Here is a 17,276-nt window from a genome sequence, read left to right as displayed (position 1 = left end):
TTAGCTTAACCAATTATAATTTAAGTTAGCTGATATGCCGACAGGGTATTCATTTTGCTTGCCAAAGGCCATCCAGTTTTTTGGCGCGTACACCGTCTTGTCATCTTTGGTATTCAGCCAGGCACCCCACCAACTGTACGAGCTGTTCGATAAGATCAAATGATCAGCATTAATGAGCAGTTGAAGATCAACTATCTCTGAATTATCTGACACGTACTTGTTCTCCAGATACTTAAACTCGGTAGCTATATGGTCCGGGTCGTCTGATATAAAAACAAACAAGATATCAGGCCCGTTCAGTCGTTCAATGGCCTGATGATAATAACTCGACGGAAGTCCGATATCTAAAGTAAGATAATCGCCCCTACGAATGTGTACTACTGCCTTTTTTTTATTCGAAGGGAGATCTTTAATGGCTTCGGCATACATACGCTGGTATTTTTCTTTTATACAGAACAGTTTGCGGATATCGGCCACGTTGTTCTCGAAGTAAGCTTCGGACTGAAAGTAGCCAAAATAGAAGCCGTTGTCAGCACACTGTTGCAATTGAGGTTTGGGTGACATGCTGCTATCGAACACAATCGGTTTTAACCGGTACAACTTTTGGGTCAGCTTGTAGAAACCTTTTTTTAAGTGATGGCTAAATAAGTTCTTAAACCCCGTGATGGTAAATACCTTTTGCGATAAAAAGTTAAAGCCGTCGGTTGGGATCTGAAAGTATTCGCCGATCATAACTCGGCAAACACTTTGGTCGATATAGAATTTAACCCCCAATTTTTTTGCAGTGGCATATATAAATGCGTACTGAAATAGCTGATTGCCTAAACGCCCCTCTAAACGTATGGCTATCATTTGCTAATGTTCAACATCCGTTTTAGCTTGTTAACTATACGGGCTGTTAAAGTGGGTTTAGGATAAATAAAATTGTGGGTACGTTGTTGCAGATCTTCGTAATAAGCTTGTTTGGACCCTTCCGGCACTAATTTTAACGGCTTGCTTTGCATGGTATAAAACCAGGTGTACTTGCCTTTGCCAAGCATATATTCAATAAAACCTTCGTCGATAATATCGAAAAAAGGGAACAGCGCCGTAGTAGCCCGGGTGGAGTTTGCCCAAAGTTTTGTCTCGTTCTCCCGCATCCAGTAAGAGTCGTCACTTAAACGATGGTAGTAAAATGTATCTCTAAGTATCATCGTTTTAGCGCCCGTGATGGCCTGCCGCAACCCGAAGCTCCAGGTATCTAACGCGCCTATCCCTTCGGCGTAACCTTTGGCATTAACCCAACTCTGTTTGGTGAAAAGATAATTGCCATGTTGCCCCGGTGTATTATCGCGCCGCAAATAGCTCTCTAAAGGCAACTCGCCGGGAGGAATAGACCAAATATAATGCGGTTTGGTTTTATCGTCCTTAAAAAAGTGCTGATGCTGAAAGGCTGCTATATCAGCATTGTTATTCAGTAGATACGTTTTCAATAGCGCTATACTGCCGGGCGCTAATACATTATCCGAGTCGAGGCAAAATAACAGGTCATGCCCGGCATTTTCTACCGCGGTATTACGGGCGGCAGAGCCACCTTTATTGCGCTTATGGGCTATTACTTTGATGGTAGGATATTTACTTTGCAATTCGGCCAGTACCTGCGCGGTGTTATCCGTTGAGTAGTCGTTCACAATGATCAGTTCATCCCCATCGGTAAAATTATCCGCCATGATGGATGCCACGCTTTCGGCAATAGTAGCGGCGCAATTATAGGCTGGGATGAAAAAACTAATGCGATTTGCAGCCATGTTTAAGACAGTAACTCCAATTCTTTGATCACGTATTTACACCATTTTTGATAGTAAAGGTCGTTCTTCCAAAATTGGTAGGCTTTTTTACCTTTTTCAAGCGCTTCCTCTTCAGTTACAGTGTCGAGTAGCTTTTCAAGCGCTTCTACGGTAGGGGAGTAGTAACTGATATCGTCCCAGGGGATAAAGTTTTTGAATGGCCTAACGTCCACATCTCCGATCAGGCAAGGCGCAACGCCCAACTGCATGGCCTCGAAAAAGCGGAACGAACTACAACTTGTACCCCGGGGAGCCAGGGCGATGTAAGATGCCATGGTATTGAGGTTATAATTGGTGGCCCAAAACCAACGTTTGTAAAACCGGGTAGGCAACATGCCCCCCATATAAACCCCGGGTCGGTTGGACAACTTTTCGTTCATTTCATCCCTGATAGGATGAGTATAAAAAGACCCGTTGAACGATGCCAAGTATTTTTTTGAAGGCAGTATCAACGGTTTACGATGTGGCCGACAAATGATCGGGGCGTCTATCCCCGAGTTAATAGTGCGGGCCGCTGTAAACACTACCGTTTTGCCAATATCTAACAAAGTACCCCCATCAAACTGGGTTATGGTAAAAGTTTTGCTATCATCAATAATTACCTTATCTACCTCGGCCTGAAGTTCGGGCAAACCAACACCGCCTGCTGCAAACTGATGGTTGATATGCCATCGGGTCCAAAAGACCGGCAGATAGTGGCGGTCGGCTTTAGCCGGGTCGTTGGTTAACAGATGCTTTTGTTTTTGTAACCAGATCAGCATATCCTGTTCTATGCCAAAATCATCATTATGGGCCGGATACCTGAACCCTTTAGGCTCGGGCTGTAGAATGGCGGGAACAGGTAATATATATATGGTCATTTTATAAAATGATCGGCTATGGTTTTTGGTAGTGTACCCACGTACATTCACCCAATTGTTTATGCAAAAGGAACGAGCGTAAACGTAATTTCTTTATCTGCAAATACTCTCGCGTTCGGTACAGCATCCTTCTTTCGACCGGCGGGTATTGGGATCTTTTCAACGACTGAGAATACATCACCGTCTTCATAACGTCCAACGGGGTGTAAGGTTGCACGCACAGTTCTTTTAACTGCCAGTTATACTTTTGACCCAAAAGTTTGAAACTGTGTTTATTAAACCTGATCAGGTGATTAGGGGGGATGTCCAATAACCCTCCGTTCAGTTCGTTAAATTTAATGTTCTTGTCATTAGGCACCCCTATAAATAAATGCCCGCCGGGTTTGATCAGCTTGTTAAAGGTCTCGAAGGTGTCGTCCATCCGGTCCAGGTGTTCTAAAACCTGGAAAAGACAGATCACATCGTATTTTGCGATATGCTCGGGCCGATCTTTTAGTTCCCGAAAATCATCAGACATCGCTTTAATGCCAACATTTTTAATTCTTTCAACCGCTTTTTCCGAATATTCCAAGCATAAAATATTCTCTTTGGGTATCAATTTTGATGCGCCGATAGCAAAATCCCCAATACTGGCTCCAATCTCTAACAATTGAATATTCTGCCCGTTCTTGTAAAGGCTTGATAAGGTATTGAACGTTTTGTCAAATTCCCATTTCCAGTTCAGCGGGATCTTGTTGTAGTCTACGCTGTTATCCGAATGTGTGACCACGTTATAAAATTCGGCATCACCACTCACAAAAGGGTCAGCAAACACCACTCCGCATTTTGTACATCCTACTACCGACGCTGTTTTACCTCCCCAAAGCCGCTCAATACTTTTAGCCGCTTTTACTTGAGCGTCTGCTTTTCTCCATGCCGGTTGCACCACCATACATTGGGCAGCCGCCTCATCCGAACTGATCTTGTATAATAACTTGTTGTCGCTATTACCGCAGATAGGGCAGGTTGCTGTATGCTTGCTGTAACTATATGTCATTAACGCGGGTGAATGTTTATTAAACCTTTGCCCGAAAAATCATTCAATTCGTTCCACTCGTTGGTAATGGCGAAGGAATAAGCTTCGTTGATAAATATCCACTCGCGGCCATCACTTATAGGGTCGCCATCGTGCCCGCCTAATCCCAGGGTGTAGTTGCCGGGGCGTAACAGGTAGGCAGGAATTGTGAACTCATCCTGGTATTCACTCGCCTTTAATTCTGCCGGCCATGATTTATTGTGTAGCGTGAACAGTAGCAAAGAATCTTTATAAAAATTGAGCGAAAGTCTGAACTTTGGTACGACTGTAGTGCAGCGGTATTTTATCGATACAGATAACTCTTCTGACGGTGCAAATACCGCTTCTTTATTAACTATTTTATTAACGGCACACTCTTCAAAAGTGATCATGTTAGCGAGTGGCCCCTGATGCTTGTAGTCTTTTAAAGAGCCATTTGCAATGTTAGACTTTAAGTAAAGCGATAAGGTCTCGTCGACAGAGGCATGAGTGAGTAACTGTCCGTTATTCAGCAATATGGCATTTTTGCAAAGCTGCCTGATGCTGCCCATGTTATGGCTTACGAATAATACGGTACGGCCTTCGCCCACACTTACGTCGCCCATTTTGCCTAAGCATTTTGCCTGGAATTCAGAGTCTCCAACGGCTAATACCTCATCTACGATCAATATCTCCGACTCCAAGTGTGCCGCTACCGCGAACGCTAAGCGGACATACATACCCGACGAATAACGTTTTACCGGTGTATCAATATAGCGTTCCACGCCCGAAAAATCTACTATCTCATCAAACTTGCGTTTGATCTCGGCGCGGCGCATGCCTAATATAGCGCCGTTAAGGTAAACGTTCTCGCGGCCGGTCAGCTCTGGATGGAAACCGGTGCCTACTTCCAGCAAACTGGCAACACGGCCTTTCAGTTTTACCGAGCCTGAAGTAGGAGAGGTAACCCTGCTTAATACTTTCAACAAAGTGCTTTTGCCTGCACCGTTACGGCCAATGATGCCTACTGTATCGCCTTGCTCAATATCAAAATTGATGTCTTTAAGGCTCCATACTATATCACTTTCACCCTTGGTGGTTCGGTCGTTAGTTTCGCCGATCTTTAAAAAAGGGTCTTCTTTGCCACGCAGGCGTGCCCAAAAACGTTCCAGATCGCGTGATATGGTACCTGTGCCAAAATTGCCTAATTGATAGGCTTTGGATAGGTTCTCTACTTTAATAACCTTACTCATTAAACGGTATCTACAAAGTTTCGTTCAACGCGGTTAAAAACTATAATGCCTGCAAACGCTACCACCAGGGTAAAGGCAACGCTGTAGGCCAATAGCCACCAGTCGTTGGTGCCCTCGCCTAAAAAGCCATATCTAAAAAATTCGATGATCGCCGTTACAGGGTTATACTCCACCACCCAACTGTAGGCTGGGTATTTTGTATAAACTTCGCTCAATGGAAATAGTATGGTTGTGGTATAAACCAACAGTGGCACTCCAAAGCTCACCACAAAAGCCAGATCTCGATATTTAGTAGTTACCGACGATATCAGCATACCGATCCCCAAGCCCTGAGCGGCAATAATAAGTACAAGTATGGGGAACATCAGCGCGTATATATTCAGGGTGATATGCCCGCTTTTAAAGCTGTAAAATACCAGCAATATTACAAACAAGATCAGCTGCACCGTGAACCTGATGAGGTTAGATGCGATCAAACTCAATGGCATGATCAGGCGAGGAAAGTAGACTTTGCCCAGCAGTCCCGAGTTGTCTTTAAACACCGTTGATGTTTTGGTAAGGCAATCGGCAAAGTAGTTCCAAATGATAGTACCCGCAAGGTAAAACAACGGCCGGGGGACGCCTCCTGTTGATATACCTGCCAGGTTCCCTATAAAACTGTAGAAAATAATAGTGATTATAGGCTGGGCAAAAAACCACACCGGCCCAAGCACCGTCTGTTTGTAAAACGAAACTACATCGCGCCTCACCAGCAGATAAAGCAGATCCCGGTATTGCCAAACGTCGCGCAGTTTAAGATCCAGCAGACTGCTGCTCGCTGTTATTTCCATATCCCACTCCCGGTGGTCGCTGTTATCGGTCATTGATCAGTAACTCTTCAAGTTTATTTTGATACGCCGCCGCGTTGAAATGTTCCAGGCATTTTTGCTGTAGTTTTTTGCGGTCTTTGGTATCCATCGGCGAAGCTAAAATATCGGCGATAGCGTTTTTTAGTTCATCCACATCATCTACATTAACTGCTTTGCCCAATTCGCCATTACGTATGGCGTCCACGCTGCCGTCTTCGTTACCGCAGATAACCGGTGTGCCACAAGCCATAGCCTCTATAAACACAATACCGAAACCTTCTTTTTTGCTGGGCAGAACAAACACATCAGCCATTGTAAAATGGTCCACCAGTTCGGTTTCATCAATATAGCCGGTCAGGATCACCTTTTGCTCCACATGATGTTGGGCTATGAGTTGTTTTATCCGTTCTGCTTCTATGCTGTCATATTTGCCCGATAGGATGTACTTTATATCGGGGAAGCTGTTCTTTAGCAAGCTTACCGCATGTATCACCTGCTCGTAACCCTTGTATTGCTCAGACGAAGCTAACCTTGTTAAGGTAAATACCACTTTATCCGTCGGGGATATCCTGTATCGTTGCATCAGGTATTCTGATCTTTTAAGATCGGCAGGTAGTTTTATGGTCGGATCCAACGCGTTGTTGAGTACTACACATTTGGCTGCATCAACACCATGTCTGTCTATCAATTGTTGACGAGTAAATTCGCTTACACAAATAATTCTGTCGCAGCTTTTCAATAGCTGTCTTTTAATACCGCTAAGCGGACGCCACACCTCAATGCCATGTGCTATCAACCATATCTTTGTCTTACCGCTAAGTAGCTTTGTAAGCACACCTACCAGCGCTAAATTAATGTGTGTCAGGATAACCGTATCTGCGGATGAGCCGGCCACTATTGCTTTAGCAGCAAATAACGCCCTGTTCTTTCCGAACCCTCTAAAATTACCTGGTTTAATGTAGGCGGTGTTAACGTCGTCATTCTTATCATATCCCGACCATAGCGTAAGATCCCATCGGCGTTTGGTCGCCAATTCGCCGATCGCCTTTGCCATGGTGCGCGTCATTTTTTGGATACCACCGGTGCCGCTGAATGTTTGGAGTGATAAAAGTGATATCTTTTTTTGCTCGTATTTATCACCGATAGCCGATAAGTTATTGAGTTGATACAACGCGTAAACTTTTGACCAATGTATGCGCGGGTTATGCTGAAATTGTTTTATGATGTTCTGTGTGAATGCGCCTTTATAGTGATCCGGGTTGCTTATTTGCTTATGCGATCGCATCCATTGCTGCAGCGGGAAAGAGAAACCCATTTTTGGGCGGTCCCATATCTCGCGGGGTAGTAAACCCTCGCATGCTTCGGCCAAAATGCGCTTAGGTTTTTCACTATCGAAGCGGATATCGGGCGAAAGGTTATTAACTAAATGCACCAGGTCTTCATCTAAAAACGGGACCCTTACCTCTAATCCGTGGGCCATACTCATTACGTCCGTATCGCGCAGCAACTGGTTTTGCATATACAGATTGGTCTCCAACCACGATGCTCGTTCCTTGTCGTTCAGATCACCAAGATCTAATGGGTCGCCGAATAATACTTCGTCGATCTCTTTAGTTGAGACGTTAAGGATAGCAGCTATATCAGCCGGACTAAATAGTCCCCGCAAAAAAAGGTAATCGGCAAATGGGTGCTTGCGGGCCAAAAGTGTTAACCGTTTTAAACGGCCCTTGCTCAAGTTGGCGATAGCACGTAAAGCCGGCGAAGGTATCCACTTTAAATATCTAAGATATTTTATCCGCCTAAATGACGGATACCCACCAAATAGTTCGTCGGCCCCTAATCCAGATAATACTGCTTTAAGCCCGTCCAGGCGGGCGTATTTACTAATGAACCAACTGTTGATGCCATCGGTAGTGGGCATATCCATATCGGCTATGATCTGGGGGAGCGCATCCTCCAGATCGTGCTGCGTTACCAAGTGGGCAAAGTTCTGTCCGTCGGTACGTTCTGATATAATGTCCTGATAGTGCCGTTCGTTAAAAGCATCCTCGTCAAAAAAGATAGATACAGTTTTTAACTGATCTTTTTTGTACTGATCTGCTAATAGCGTTAACAAACTCGAGTCTACGCCACCGCTTAAAAAGACACCCAACGGCGCATCTGCCAACATTTGCCTTTTAACAGTTTGATGAAGGTTTTGACACAAGTGCCGACGTGCGGTATCGATGTTATTGATCGCGGCTATTTCGGGCCTATCAATATTATAGCGGGTCAATTGGTGGCGATAGTCGTAATGATGCCAGCTTAAATAATGCCCTTTAGGTAAGCTCCTAACATTTTTCAAAGTAGTATATGGCTCCGGTATATGCCCGAATGCTAAAAAACGTATAGGCCAATCTTCATCACCATCAGTAACGATGCCAGCATCTTTAAAAGCCCTCACCTCGGATGCAAAACTTAGCTTCCCGTTGTCTATGTGGTAGTAAAGCGGTTTTATACCCGAACTATCCCTTACCAAATGGGTAAGCGCTTGCTCGCTATCAAAAAGTGCAAAGGCGAACATCCCGCGTAATTTCCCAAATGATCCGGTGCCCCAATATTTGTAAGCCTGAATAAGGACCTCGGTATCTGTATCAGAATTAAATATAATACCCAAACCCTGCAGTTCAAGCTTAAGCTCGGGGTAATTGTATATTTCGCCATTAAAACTTATCCAGATCTTACCCGTGGCATCCGGCATAGGTTGATGACCTTTGGCACTCAGATCTATAATTGCCAACCTACGATGACCGAGTACCAACCCATGCTCGTCAGACCGGTACAAACCCTGGTCATCAGGGCCGCCATGAGCCAGGGTTTGGCACATAATGCTTACTTTTTCAAGCAGTTCGCGGGTGGGGGTGTTGGTAGAAATAATACCAGCTATACGGCACATATCAGTTGGCGGGCGGACGTAGCTTCGCCCGGTCAGTTACAGATTTGTTTTGTAACTTGTTATTTTTGAGAGCTTTGTGTTGTCCCTCGTTTTGTGGTCTTCTTCAATATCAGACCCTCTGTATCAACGATACTGCTGTGTGTATGATCACAGAACATCCTAAATGTTCGAAGCGGAGAGCCAGCCGTTTTTGCGACCGGTATTCAACCACTTCGGCTTCCATATCTTTAAGTGGCCCGGCCTTTATGCGTACCTTCTCGCCGGGTTTTAATTCTTCTTCAGTCACCTCTACATCCGTATCGCCGGCCAAAACCAACTTAAGGGCTTCTATTTGGCGATCGGGCATGGCGGCAACCTTGCCCGAAAAATAAATGAACCGGGCAATGCCCCTGGTCATTAAAACATCAGCCTGCTGGCCGGCTTTTATATTTACAAAAAGGTACGATCTGATCAGCGGTTCTTCTACCCATTTTTTTCGATCTGCCCATTGTTTTAATGTTTTGCGGAGCGGCAAATAAGCCGTTACCCCTTTATCGACCAGGGCCTGATACGCCTTTTTTTCGGCGCGTGCATCGGTGTAAACCGGATACCACCTGGTTGCAGCTACATCTACCCCTGCGGTCATATCAACTTAGAATTTTAACCAACGTTTTATATCCCACCACTTGCGCTTATCATCGTCCAAGTAATAGCCCGAACTGGCATAGCCCGAGTAATCTGAATAATAATAGTACCGGTTGCCATAATTCTCGCCGGTGATACGTGTAGTGTAATATCTTGAGTGTAAAAGATCCTCTTCGAACGCGTTCAACACGATCACCGAATTATCCAAATTGTATTCTGTGGCGATGCGCTGCGGCACGGTAGCTGCATAGTATTTAGACTTGCCAGATCGTATCACAAAAACATTGACATCACTTGCGCGGATAAGCGGTATAGAGTCGGACACCAAACCTACCGGGGCGGTATCTATAATGATAAAGTCGTAATAACCTTTCAACTCTTCTACCAGTTCGGCCATGCGTGAAGAGTGCAGCAACTCTGACGGGTTGGGAGGGACCGGCCCCGAGGTAATAAAATCAAGCGAACCAACTTCCGAATGTTTGATGATATCCTGTGGCGTAGCCTGGTTTGCCAGATAGTTGCTTAGCCCCAGATCATTAGGCACGTTAAAGGTTTTATGTATGCGCGAACGCCTAAGGTCGGCACCGATCAGTATCACCCGTTTGTTAATGAGCGCTAAAGTACTGGACAGGTTGACCGAAACGAAAGACTTACCTTCGCCCGCAACTTCAGATGTGATGCAGATCACCTTATTCTTTTTATCTGATGCCAGGAAATTAAGATTTGTACGCACGGACCGTACCGATTCGGCAAAAATAGACCGGGGTTTGGTGAGCGCTAAAAGTTGCGAACTATCTTCATCCAAAGACCCAGGGAATTTGCGTATCACACCAATTATCGGTACTGTGGTAAGGCTTTCAATAGTTTCCTTATCGTAAATGTATGGGTTTAACATCCGGATAAGGATAATGATACCCAAGCCCGAAATTATGCCAATAATTATGGCTTTGCGGTTAACAGCACCTGCATCAGGTGATATAGGGTTAAGACTAGGGTACGCACGGTCCACAATAGAGGCACCCGGCAATATGGCCGAGCTGCTTATCTCGGCATCCAGCCGTTTCTCTTCGAGCAGGCCGTAAACTTTATCATTGATCTCAAAAGAGCGTTTAAGTTTGAACAGGTCATTTTCGGCAGCGGGGATCGTACCTATTTGCTGGTCGATACCTCTTTTTTGGCTGTTAAGATAATTTAGTTTTTTCTGCGTTTCGTCGCGGGTAGAGTTAACGTTTGCCAGGGCCGATGTTTTTATCGTCGCGATCTGCCTATCAATGTCTTTTATAGGTGGCGAGTTTAGATTGTAGTCCTTAAGTAACTCTGTCCTGTTGGCAAGTAAAGCGTTATAAGATGTGATCAGCGGGCCTAAAAATGGGTCTACCGACCCCGAAATATTAAAATTGATGTTGGCGGCACTTTGCTGCGCGATCAACTTATTTTTAAGGTCGTCTATAGCCGTCACCTGCATATTCAGGATCGATATCTGTGCTTCGATCTCTTTTGACTGGCCAACCAACGCCGCAGAAGTAGTGCTGATATCTACCATTTTGCGCCGTTGTTTAAACTGCTCCAATTCGTTACCGGATGTGCTTACTTTGCCGGATAGTAAACCAAGTTTGGTATCTATAAATTCGATAGTTTGACGGGCAGATTTTGTACGCTGTTCCTTATCATATTTAAGATATTCTACCAAAATTGCGTTGAGTATATCTGCAGCAAATACAGGGTTTACGTCGGTTTGCTGTATAGCTACGATGTTGGAGTTCCTGCTGATCTCGCCGGGATGCAAGCCTCCTCTTACCCGGCCTAAAAGATCTTCGGGCGCGTTAAACTTAAACAGCACCACCGTGTTGGACGGCAGGCTTTCCTGATGCTTTATGGTAAAAACAGTATGGTCTAAGGTTATTGGTGCATCGTAACTATAGGTCTGTTTAGTTTCTTTCTTACCTCTGGCGTACGTAAGCGTGAATTGATCCTTGTTCTTAGGTCTGAACTCAAGTTGTTCTCTGAAAAAAATGACCGAATCCAGTGTGATAAACTGTATGTCCAGTAATTTTTGCGGATAGATATCGGTAACACGTACACGCCCGTTCAAATAAAAACTTACGCGATGGTCAATACTTTTAATTGCTCTTAATAATACGGGACTACTTTGCAATACCACCAGTTCGCTTTGCATACGGGCGGCCATGGTTGCCGACGCAGCGTAGGCGCCTGCCATATCATTCAACTCGGATCGTTTATCCTCAAATTTTATAGTGGCCCCTGTAGCATAAACTTTGGGTGTATACCACAGGTAAACTTTGGATACACCAATGCTGATCAGCAAGGTGGCCGCTATCCAATACCATCTGCTTAACAGGATCTTGCCTATCTTGAAATAGTCGATCTCCTGATTAGGTAGCTTCCGTTGAAACTTGTTGGTCTCTTGCATTTATTTACCTGAAAAGCGATAGTATGATCAACGCCGTGTTCAACAATAACAACGATGGTTGCGCAACGGTCGAAAAACTTTGAACCTTATCATCACGCACCGCCCGTTTATTCTGTGCTATCACAATAATATCGTCGTTTTGTAAGGTTAACCGCGGGTCTGATAAAGTATTTTTATTACTAAGATCAAACATGATCTCTTCATGACCGGCTCCTCTGATTATCCTGACCGTCTTTTCATCGGCTGTCTTATTCAACCCGCCGGCCTGGCCAAGTACATCTATCAGCGAGGTCTTTTCTTTTAGCAGCGGATAGTTCCCTTGTGCGCCCACTTCGCCAAAAACCCGTACCTGTAAGTTAGTTATTTTTAACTCGATGATGGCATTTTTAAAAAGCGAATCGGTGTAAAGTTTCTGCATTTTTTTTTCGGCTTGCTGCCTGGTAAGGCCTGCAACATTTACCCGGCCTACTACAGGGAGGGTAACCAGGCCCTCTTCATCAACTTGAAAAGTTTGCCCGCCGGTTTGCGTTCCGCCACCGGTAGCTGTGCTTTCGTTACTCAAAAATTTACGGTCTTGCAGGTTGCGGACCTGTAAAATATCATCCGGTTTGATGAGGTATTTATATTGCTGGGCTTGTTTTATGCTACTGTCGGCACGGGAGTAATTCTTTTGTTCGAACAATACGTGCTGTTGTTTTAACGAACATGAAAAGCACAACAAGCTTATTAAGGCTAACAGACAGTGTGTTATATAGCGCATAAGTTAATATAAGAACGGTGCAGGGAATTAACACAGCACCGAAATTCAAAAATAGTATATTTTTGCATTATACAGGGTATTAAATTAAACAGTGAGCAAGCTATCCATTTCGTTAATTACGGTTACTTACAATGCCGCTGACACTATAGAAACCTGCATCCGTTCGGTGATCGCGCAGGGATATCTTAACCTGCAATACATTATTGTTGACGGGGGGTCGACCGACGGTACGCTTGCTATCATTGATAAGTATAAGCAACATATCAGCATTCTGGTGTCCGAGCCTGATAAAGGTATCTACGATGCAATGAATAAAGGTATAGCTATGGCCACCAGTGAGGTTATAGGCATCCTTAACGCAGATGATCGGTTTGCTGCTAACGATATATTGGATGCCGTTGCCGAAACTTTTGATCGCTATGGAACTGATATTATTTACGGCGACATAGATTATATTAATAAGCAAAATAAGGTATTCCGTAAATGGCGCTCGGGAGAGTATCGCCGGGGTAGTTTTAACTTGGGGTGGATGCCGCCGCATCCTGCTTTTTACGCCAAACGCAAATGTTTTGAACATTATGGTAACTATGATCTTAGCTACGGCAGTGCGGCCGACTACGAACTGATGTTACGCTTTATACACCGCCATAAACTAAGTGTTGCTTATGTTAAAAGGTTGATGGTGAATATGTTGATAGGTGGCGTTAGCAACAATAGTGTACAAAACCGCTTTAAAGCGTGGCAAAACGATAAACGGGCAATGGCGGCAAATGATATCTCGATGCCACTGTTGTGCATATTTTTTAAACCATTACGTAAGATATTTCAATATATCTAACTGTCTAATCGCTATATTTGATGCGGTAAAGCTGTTACCAACGTTATCCTGACTATTAATGCCCGAGTTTTTACATGACCACCAGTTTCTGTACTATACCCTGATATTAGTATTGTCTATCCTGATAACGCTGCAATCGATACCGTCTATATTGCACGTTGCCCGCATGCGGCATTTGTATGATGATCTGGGCCACTTCCGTAAAGAGCATGATCATGGTATTCCCCGTTTGGGCGGTGTGGCCATTTTTGTAAGCTTTATTATCACGCTACTGTTATTTTGTGTTACTGGGCAGCAGTTGCCGCTCAATTACATACTGGCATCGTGCGTTATATTATTTGCCGTAGGTTTAAAGGACGATCTGAGCGGGGTGAACCCAAGCACCAAATTTTTTATGCAATTTGTGGTGAGTGCCATCCTGGTGATCCCAGGTAATATCCGCCTTACAAGTATGTACGGTGTGTTGGGGATCCACACATTGGGCTACCTGCCAAGCGTATGTTTCACTATCCTCACCATTATCCTAATTGTGAACGCGTTTAATTTGATAGACGGGATCGATGGCTTGGCAGGCACTACCGGTGTGATCGTTAATGGCGCGTTCGCGGCACTATTTATCTATATCCATCAATATGAACTGGCCAGCGTTTGCCTGGCTATGGTGGGGGCACTGGTCGGCTTTTTACGCTACAATTTAACCCCTGCCAAGATATTTATGGGCGATACAGGTTCAATGTTATTGGGGCTGGTTTCGGTAGTAATGGCTATTAAATTTATAGAGGTAGCCAACTCTTACGATTCCGGACTTCCGCATATCCATGCCATCCCGGCTTTGGCTATAGCGATATTGATCGGGCCGATATTTGATACCTTCAGGGTCTTCTCGCTGCGTATCTTAAATAAAAAGTCTCCCTTTAAGGCCGACAGGACCCACGTCCATCACCGTATATTGCGATTAGGTTTCAATCACCTGCAAACCACCATGATACTGGCGGGTGTAAATGTTATTAGTATAGCCCTCGCATTGCTATTCCATGATCTGGGCAGCACCTTACTGATCGTGATCATCTGTGTATTATCTTTGTTGTTTAACTGGGGTATCACCTTTGCTATCAGATGCAAAGAGAGGGGAGTGGTATCTGTTAGTTACCTCTTTGGATAAGGCTTCTTGATCATCAGCTGAGTAGGTTCTTTCAACTAAAATTTATCCTGAACTCCGTCTGTCCAGGTGCAATTGTCTTTAACGAGAATGAAAGATCGTGACCAAGTAATATCTCCCTTACCAGTGTCAGCCCAATACCCTGCCCATCTTTTTTGGTACTGAAAAATGGCGAGAACATTTGTTCGCTTTCCTCGGTCGTAAGGCCCTTCCCGCTGTCTGTAATGAGCAATTCGCGACTTGAGGTGTCTAAGTTGAATTTGATGCTGCCGATGCCTTCTATCGCTTCTATAGCGTTCTTTACAATGTTGATCAGCGCCTGCTCCAGTTGCTGTTCATCAGCTTGTATCATAAATTCATCGTGAGGCAATTCGTATTCGAAAGTTATCTGTTTTTCGCTGGCTTTTAAGTTCATCAAGGCCGATACATTCCGGATCAGTTTGTTCACGTCTAATGGTTGTTTATTGGCCGGCGGTAACTTCACCAAGTCGGCCAGGCCGCGCATGAATGAATTGAGGTTCTGATTCCTATCGATCGCCACTTGTAAAGCATCTTTCAGGTTATCACTTTGATGACCATCCCAAAGACGGTTGGTGTTCAGTGCCGAACCCATGATGGAATTTACCGGCCCGATCGTGTTATTCACCTCGTGCGCCATCATGCGGATGATCTTGCTGTAAACCTTCTTTTCGGCCTGTAATAGCTCCGCCGTCAGGTCTTCTATCATCACAAATTGACGGGCAAAACCACGGTCGATAAAGTGCGATTTTTGTATCTTAAGCGTATCGACACCGTCCAGGATAACCGTTTGCGCGTCACCCGACTTTAACGCAGTGATATGGCTGAACAGCGGATGTTTCAGATCAGCGGTCGTGATGCCTTTTAGCTGCCCGATGGTTGCCCCTAACATGCTTAACGCTTTTGGATTTGCATCGTGTACCCGCCCGTCAAAATCCAATATCACAATACCGGTAGGCGAGGAGTTGATCATTTGCTCCAGAAAAAAATGCTGCTGCTCTTGCCGGGTACGCTCGGTGCGTAGTTCGTCCATCATATCGTTATAAACATGGATCAGTTGGTCTACTTCGACGCTACCTGTCTTTAAAAATTTAACATTAAAATCCTTGTCCTTTATCGCCTCGATGCCTTGCATCAACGAGTTGATCGGTTTGATCATTTGCAAATGCAAACGAATGGCAATAATGGCCGATAATAAGATAAACGCCTCTGAAAGAATGAAATACTCTTTTTTATCCTCGAAGATATAGTAACTAAGCACCAGGGCTGCCAAATGCAGCACCGAAACAAAAAGAATATACTTAGTCCTCAGTCTCATCGTAAGGGATCTGGTATTTTTCTAAGCGGCGATACAAAGCGCTGCGGGTCAATCCTAAAGATGCCGATGCTTTGGATATCCGGTTTTTATGGAATTCCATGGCCCGTTTGATCATCTCTATCTCTACCTGCTCCAAAGTTAGTGTACCTACACCGGGTAATTGCATGGCCCCCGTTTTTACAGGTGAAAGGTCAAGCTGGATGCTAAAGTCATCGATGGTCAGTTCATCATTTTTACTTACTAAGATAGAACGCTCTACCAAGTTTTTCAACTGGCGGATATTACCCGGCAAAGGCAATTGCGTCAGCCATTTCATAGCCGAAACGCTTACCGATAACTTTGGCCGGTTATAGATCTCTTTCAGGTTATTGATAAAAAAGTTAACCAACAGGGGGATATCCTTAGGCCGTTCCCTCAAAGCAGGCAGATGAATGGTGATGAGATTGATACGGTACAGCAGATCCTCGCGAAAAGTACTGCGGTTCACCATCTCATTCAAATTTTTATTGGTGGCGGAAACCACGCGTGTATCAACTGTTTTGGTCCTGCTGCTGCCCAATACCTCGTAAGTCCGGTCTTGCAAAACCCTTAACAACTTAACCTGACTGCCGGCATCCAGTTCGCCTATCTCATCTAAAAATATCGTCCCTTTATTGGCCATCTCAAAGCGGCCCACACGGTCGAACCTTGCATCAGTGAACGCCCCCCGCATGTGCCCGAACATCTCGCTCTCGAACAATGAAGTGCTGATCCCGCCCAAATTAACCTTGATAAATGGTTTATTCCGGCGGTTACTGTTCTGATGGATAGCCTCAGCGATCAGCTCTTTACCCGTACCGCTTTCGCCCATGATCAGGATAGATGCGTCGGTGGCAGCAACGCGGCCAATGGTCTCTAAAATATCCAGCATCTTGGGGTCTTCGCCTATGATGTGTTGAAAATTGTAGGTTTTATCCAGCTGTTTACGCGTTTGGTGGGCAGCCTTATTGCCGTTAAGGTCCAGCAGGGTTTTTACGGTACTTAGCACATAGCCGTTATCCCAGGGCTTATTGATAAAATCGTTTGCACCGGCTTTCATACCTTGTACGGCCAGTTGGATGCTGCCCCAGCCTGTGATTAATATCACCGGCACCGAAGAATGGTTTTCCCTGATCTTACCCAATAGTTCTAGCCCTTCCTGACCGGAGGTATCGTTAGAGAAATTTAGATCCAATATGACCAGATCAGGCACGGCTTTTTTCATAACGCCGACCGCCTCGGCAGGCGAGGCGGCGGCGGAGACCTGGTATCCCTCGCTTTCCAATAACAGCACCAGCGAGGTACGTACAGCAATATCGTCGTCTATGATCAGTATCATTTATTTTGTTGGCAAG

General features: G+C 44.8%; 14 protein-coding genes. 2 read left to right on the top strand and 12 right to left on the bottom strand.

The window, feature by feature from the left end; translation table 11 throughout:
- The 10 genes from IRJ16_RS02925 to IRJ16_RS02880 all read right to left on the bottom strand — a co-directional run bounded on the left by IRJ16_RS02925 (position 1) and on the right by IRJ16_RS02880 (position 12,492).
- Positions 1–852, bottom strand: coding sequence for an alpha-1,2-fucosyltransferase (locus IRJ16_RS02925; RefSeq protein ID WP_194110013.1), 852 nt, complete (start codon positions 850–852; stop codon positions 1–3).
- Positions 849–1,787, bottom strand: coding sequence for a glycosyltransferase family 2 protein (locus IRJ16_RS02920; protein WP_194110012.1), 939 nt, complete (start codon positions 1,785–1,787; stop codon positions 849–851). The genes IRJ16_RS02925 and IRJ16_RS02920 overlap by 4 nt, the downstream gene beginning before the upstream one ends.
- A 2-nt stretch (positions 1,788–1,789) precedes the next feature.
- Positions 1,790–2,686: an exostosin domain-containing protein gene (locus IRJ16_RS02915; protein WP_194110011.1), complete on the bottom strand. Its 897-nt coding sequence runs from the start codon at positions 2,684–2,686 to the stop codon at positions 1,790–1,792.
- A gap of 16 nt (positions 2,687–2,702) precedes the next feature.
- Positions 2,703–3,722 carry a class I SAM-dependent methyltransferase gene (locus IRJ16_RS02910; protein WP_194110010.1) on the bottom strand — a complete coding sequence of 340 codons (1,020 nt, stop codon included), beginning with the start codon at positions 3,720–3,722 and terminating at the stop codon, positions 2,703–2,705.
- Positions 3,722–4,972 (bottom strand): ABC transporter ATP-binding protein, encoded by a 1,251-nt coding sequence (locus IRJ16_RS22820; protein WP_228079761.1) that lies wholly within the window; start codon positions 4,970–4,972, stop codon positions 3,722–3,724. Before IRJ16_RS22820 ends, IRJ16_RS02910 begins: the two co-directional genes overlap by 1 nt.
- Positions 4,972–5,835, bottom strand: coding sequence for an ABC transporter permease (locus tag IRJ16_RS02900; protein WP_194110009.1), 864 nt, complete (start codon positions 5,833–5,835; stop codon positions 4,972–4,974). Before IRJ16_RS02900 ends, IRJ16_RS22820 begins: the two co-directional genes overlap by 1 nt.
- Positions 5,825–8,755, bottom strand: coding sequence for an asparagine synthase (glutamine-hydrolyzing) (gene asnB / locus IRJ16_RS02895; protein ID WP_194110008.1), 2,931 nt, complete (start codon positions 8,753–8,755; stop codon positions 5,825–5,827). Before asnB ends, IRJ16_RS02900 begins: the two co-directional genes overlap by 11 nt.
- Before the next feature lie 109 nt (positions 8,756–8,864).
- Positions 8,865–9,380, bottom strand: a complete 516-nt coding sequence (locus IRJ16_RS02890; protein WP_194110007.1) for a UpxY family transcription antiterminator — start codon at positions 9,378–9,380, stop codon at positions 8,865–8,867.
- A gap of 6 nt (positions 9,381–9,386) precedes the next feature.
- Positions 9,387–11,810: a polysaccharide biosynthesis tyrosine autokinase gene (locus IRJ16_RS02885; protein ID WP_194110006.1), complete on the bottom strand. Its 2,424-nt coding sequence runs from the start codon at positions 11,808–11,810 to the stop codon at positions 9,387–9,389.
- Positions 11,811–11,814: 4 nt separating this feature from the next.
- The gene (locus IRJ16_RS02880) at positions 11,815–12,492 is read right to left on the bottom strand and encodes a polysaccharide biosynthesis/export family protein (protein WP_194110005.1); all 678 of its coding nucleotides are present in this window, start codon (positions 12,490–12,492) and stop codon (positions 11,815–11,817) included.
- Positions 12,493–12,661: 169 nt separating this feature from the next.
- On the opposite strand from IRJ16_RS02880, the gene IRJ16_RS02875 reads away from it, so the two are divergent.
- Both IRJ16_RS02875 and IRJ16_RS02870 read left to right on the top strand, forming a co-directional pair.
- Positions 12,662–13,408 carry a glycosyltransferase family 2 protein gene (locus IRJ16_RS02875; RefSeq protein ID WP_194110004.1) on the top strand — a complete coding sequence of 249 codons (747 nt, stop codon included), beginning with the start codon at positions 12,662–12,664 and terminating at the stop codon, positions 13,406–13,408.
- Between the two features lie 58 nt (positions 13,409–13,466).
- Positions 13,467–14,570, top strand: coding sequence for an MraY family glycosyltransferase (locus IRJ16_RS02870; RefSeq protein ID WP_194110003.1), 1,104 nt, complete (start codon positions 13,467–13,469; stop codon positions 14,568–14,570).
- A 31-nt stretch (positions 14,571–14,601) separates the two neighbouring features.
- Here IRJ16_RS02870 and IRJ16_RS02865 read toward each other — a convergent pair whose 3' ends face one another.
- Both IRJ16_RS02865 and IRJ16_RS02860 read right to left on the bottom strand, forming a co-directional pair.
- Positions 14,602–15,903, bottom strand: coding sequence for a sensor histidine kinase (locus IRJ16_RS02865; protein ID WP_194110002.1), 1,302 nt, complete (start codon positions 15,901–15,903; stop codon positions 14,602–14,604).
- Positions 15,887–17,260 carry a sigma-54-dependent transcriptional regulator gene (locus tag IRJ16_RS02860; RefSeq protein ID WP_194110001.1) on the bottom strand — a complete coding sequence of 458 codons (1,374 nt, stop codon included), beginning with the start codon at positions 17,258–17,260 and terminating at the stop codon, positions 15,887–15,889. Before IRJ16_RS02860 ends, IRJ16_RS02865 begins: the two co-directional genes overlap by 17 nt.
- Positions 17,261–17,276 lie beyond the last annotated feature (16 nt).

The sequence above is a fragment of the Mucilaginibacter myungsuensis genome, assembly GCF_015222005.1.
Taxonomy (GTDB): Bacteria; Bacteroidota; Bacteroidia; order Sphingobacteriales; family Sphingobacteriaceae; genus Mucilaginibacter; species Mucilaginibacter myungsuensis.
The sequence above is the reverse complement of the archived record's forward strand: the minus strand, read 5'-3'. Positions and strand labels throughout refer to the sequence as shown.

Excerpts from the sequence above, each read along its gene's own strand:
- IRJ16_RS02925 (WP_194110013.1), bottom strand. The coding sequence starts at position 852 with ATGATAGCCATACGTTTAGAGGGGCGTTTAGGCAATCAGCTATTTCAG.
- IRJ16_RS02920 (WP_194110012.1), bottom strand. The coding sequence starts at position 1,787 with ATGGCTGCAAATCGCATTAGTTTTTTCATCCCAGCCTATAATTGCGCC.
- IRJ16_RS02915 (WP_194110011.1), bottom strand. The coding sequence starts at position 2,686 with ATGACCATATATATATTACCTGTTCCCGCCATTCTACAGCCCGAGCCT.
- IRJ16_RS02910 (WP_194110010.1), bottom strand. The coding sequence starts at position 3,722 with ATGACATATAGTTACAGCAAGCATACAGCAACCTGCCCTATCTGCGGT.
- IRJ16_RS22820 (WP_228079761.1), bottom strand. The coding sequence starts at position 4,972 with ATGAGTAAGGTTATTAAAGTAGAGAACCTATCCAAAGCCTATCAATTA.
- IRJ16_RS02900 (WP_194110009.1), bottom strand. The coding sequence starts at position 5,835 with ATGACCGATAACAGCGACCACCGGGAGTGGGATATGGAAATAACAGCG.
- asnB (WP_194110008.1), bottom strand. The coding sequence starts at position 8,755 with ATGTGCCGTATAGCTGGTATTATTTCTACCAACACCCCCACCCGCGAA.
- IRJ16_RS02890 (WP_194110007.1), bottom strand. The coding sequence starts at position 9,380 with ATGACCGCAGGGGTAGATGTAGCTGCAACCAGGTGGTATCCGGTTTAC.
- IRJ16_RS02885 (WP_194110006.1), bottom strand. The coding sequence starts at position 11,810 with ATGCAAGAGACCAACAAGTTTCAACGGAAGCTACCTAATCAGGAGATC.
- IRJ16_RS02870 (WP_194110003.1), top strand. The coding sequence starts at position 13,467 with ATGCCCGAGTTTTTACATGACCACCAGTTTCTGTACTATACCCTGATA.
- IRJ16_RS02865 (WP_194110002.1), bottom strand. The coding sequence starts at position 15,903 with ATGAGACTGAGGACTAAGTATATTCTTTTTGTTTCGGTGCTGCATTTG.
- IRJ16_RS02860 (WP_194110001.1), bottom strand. The coding sequence starts at position 17,260 with ATGATACTGATCATAGACGACGATATTGCTGTACGTACCTCGCTGGTG.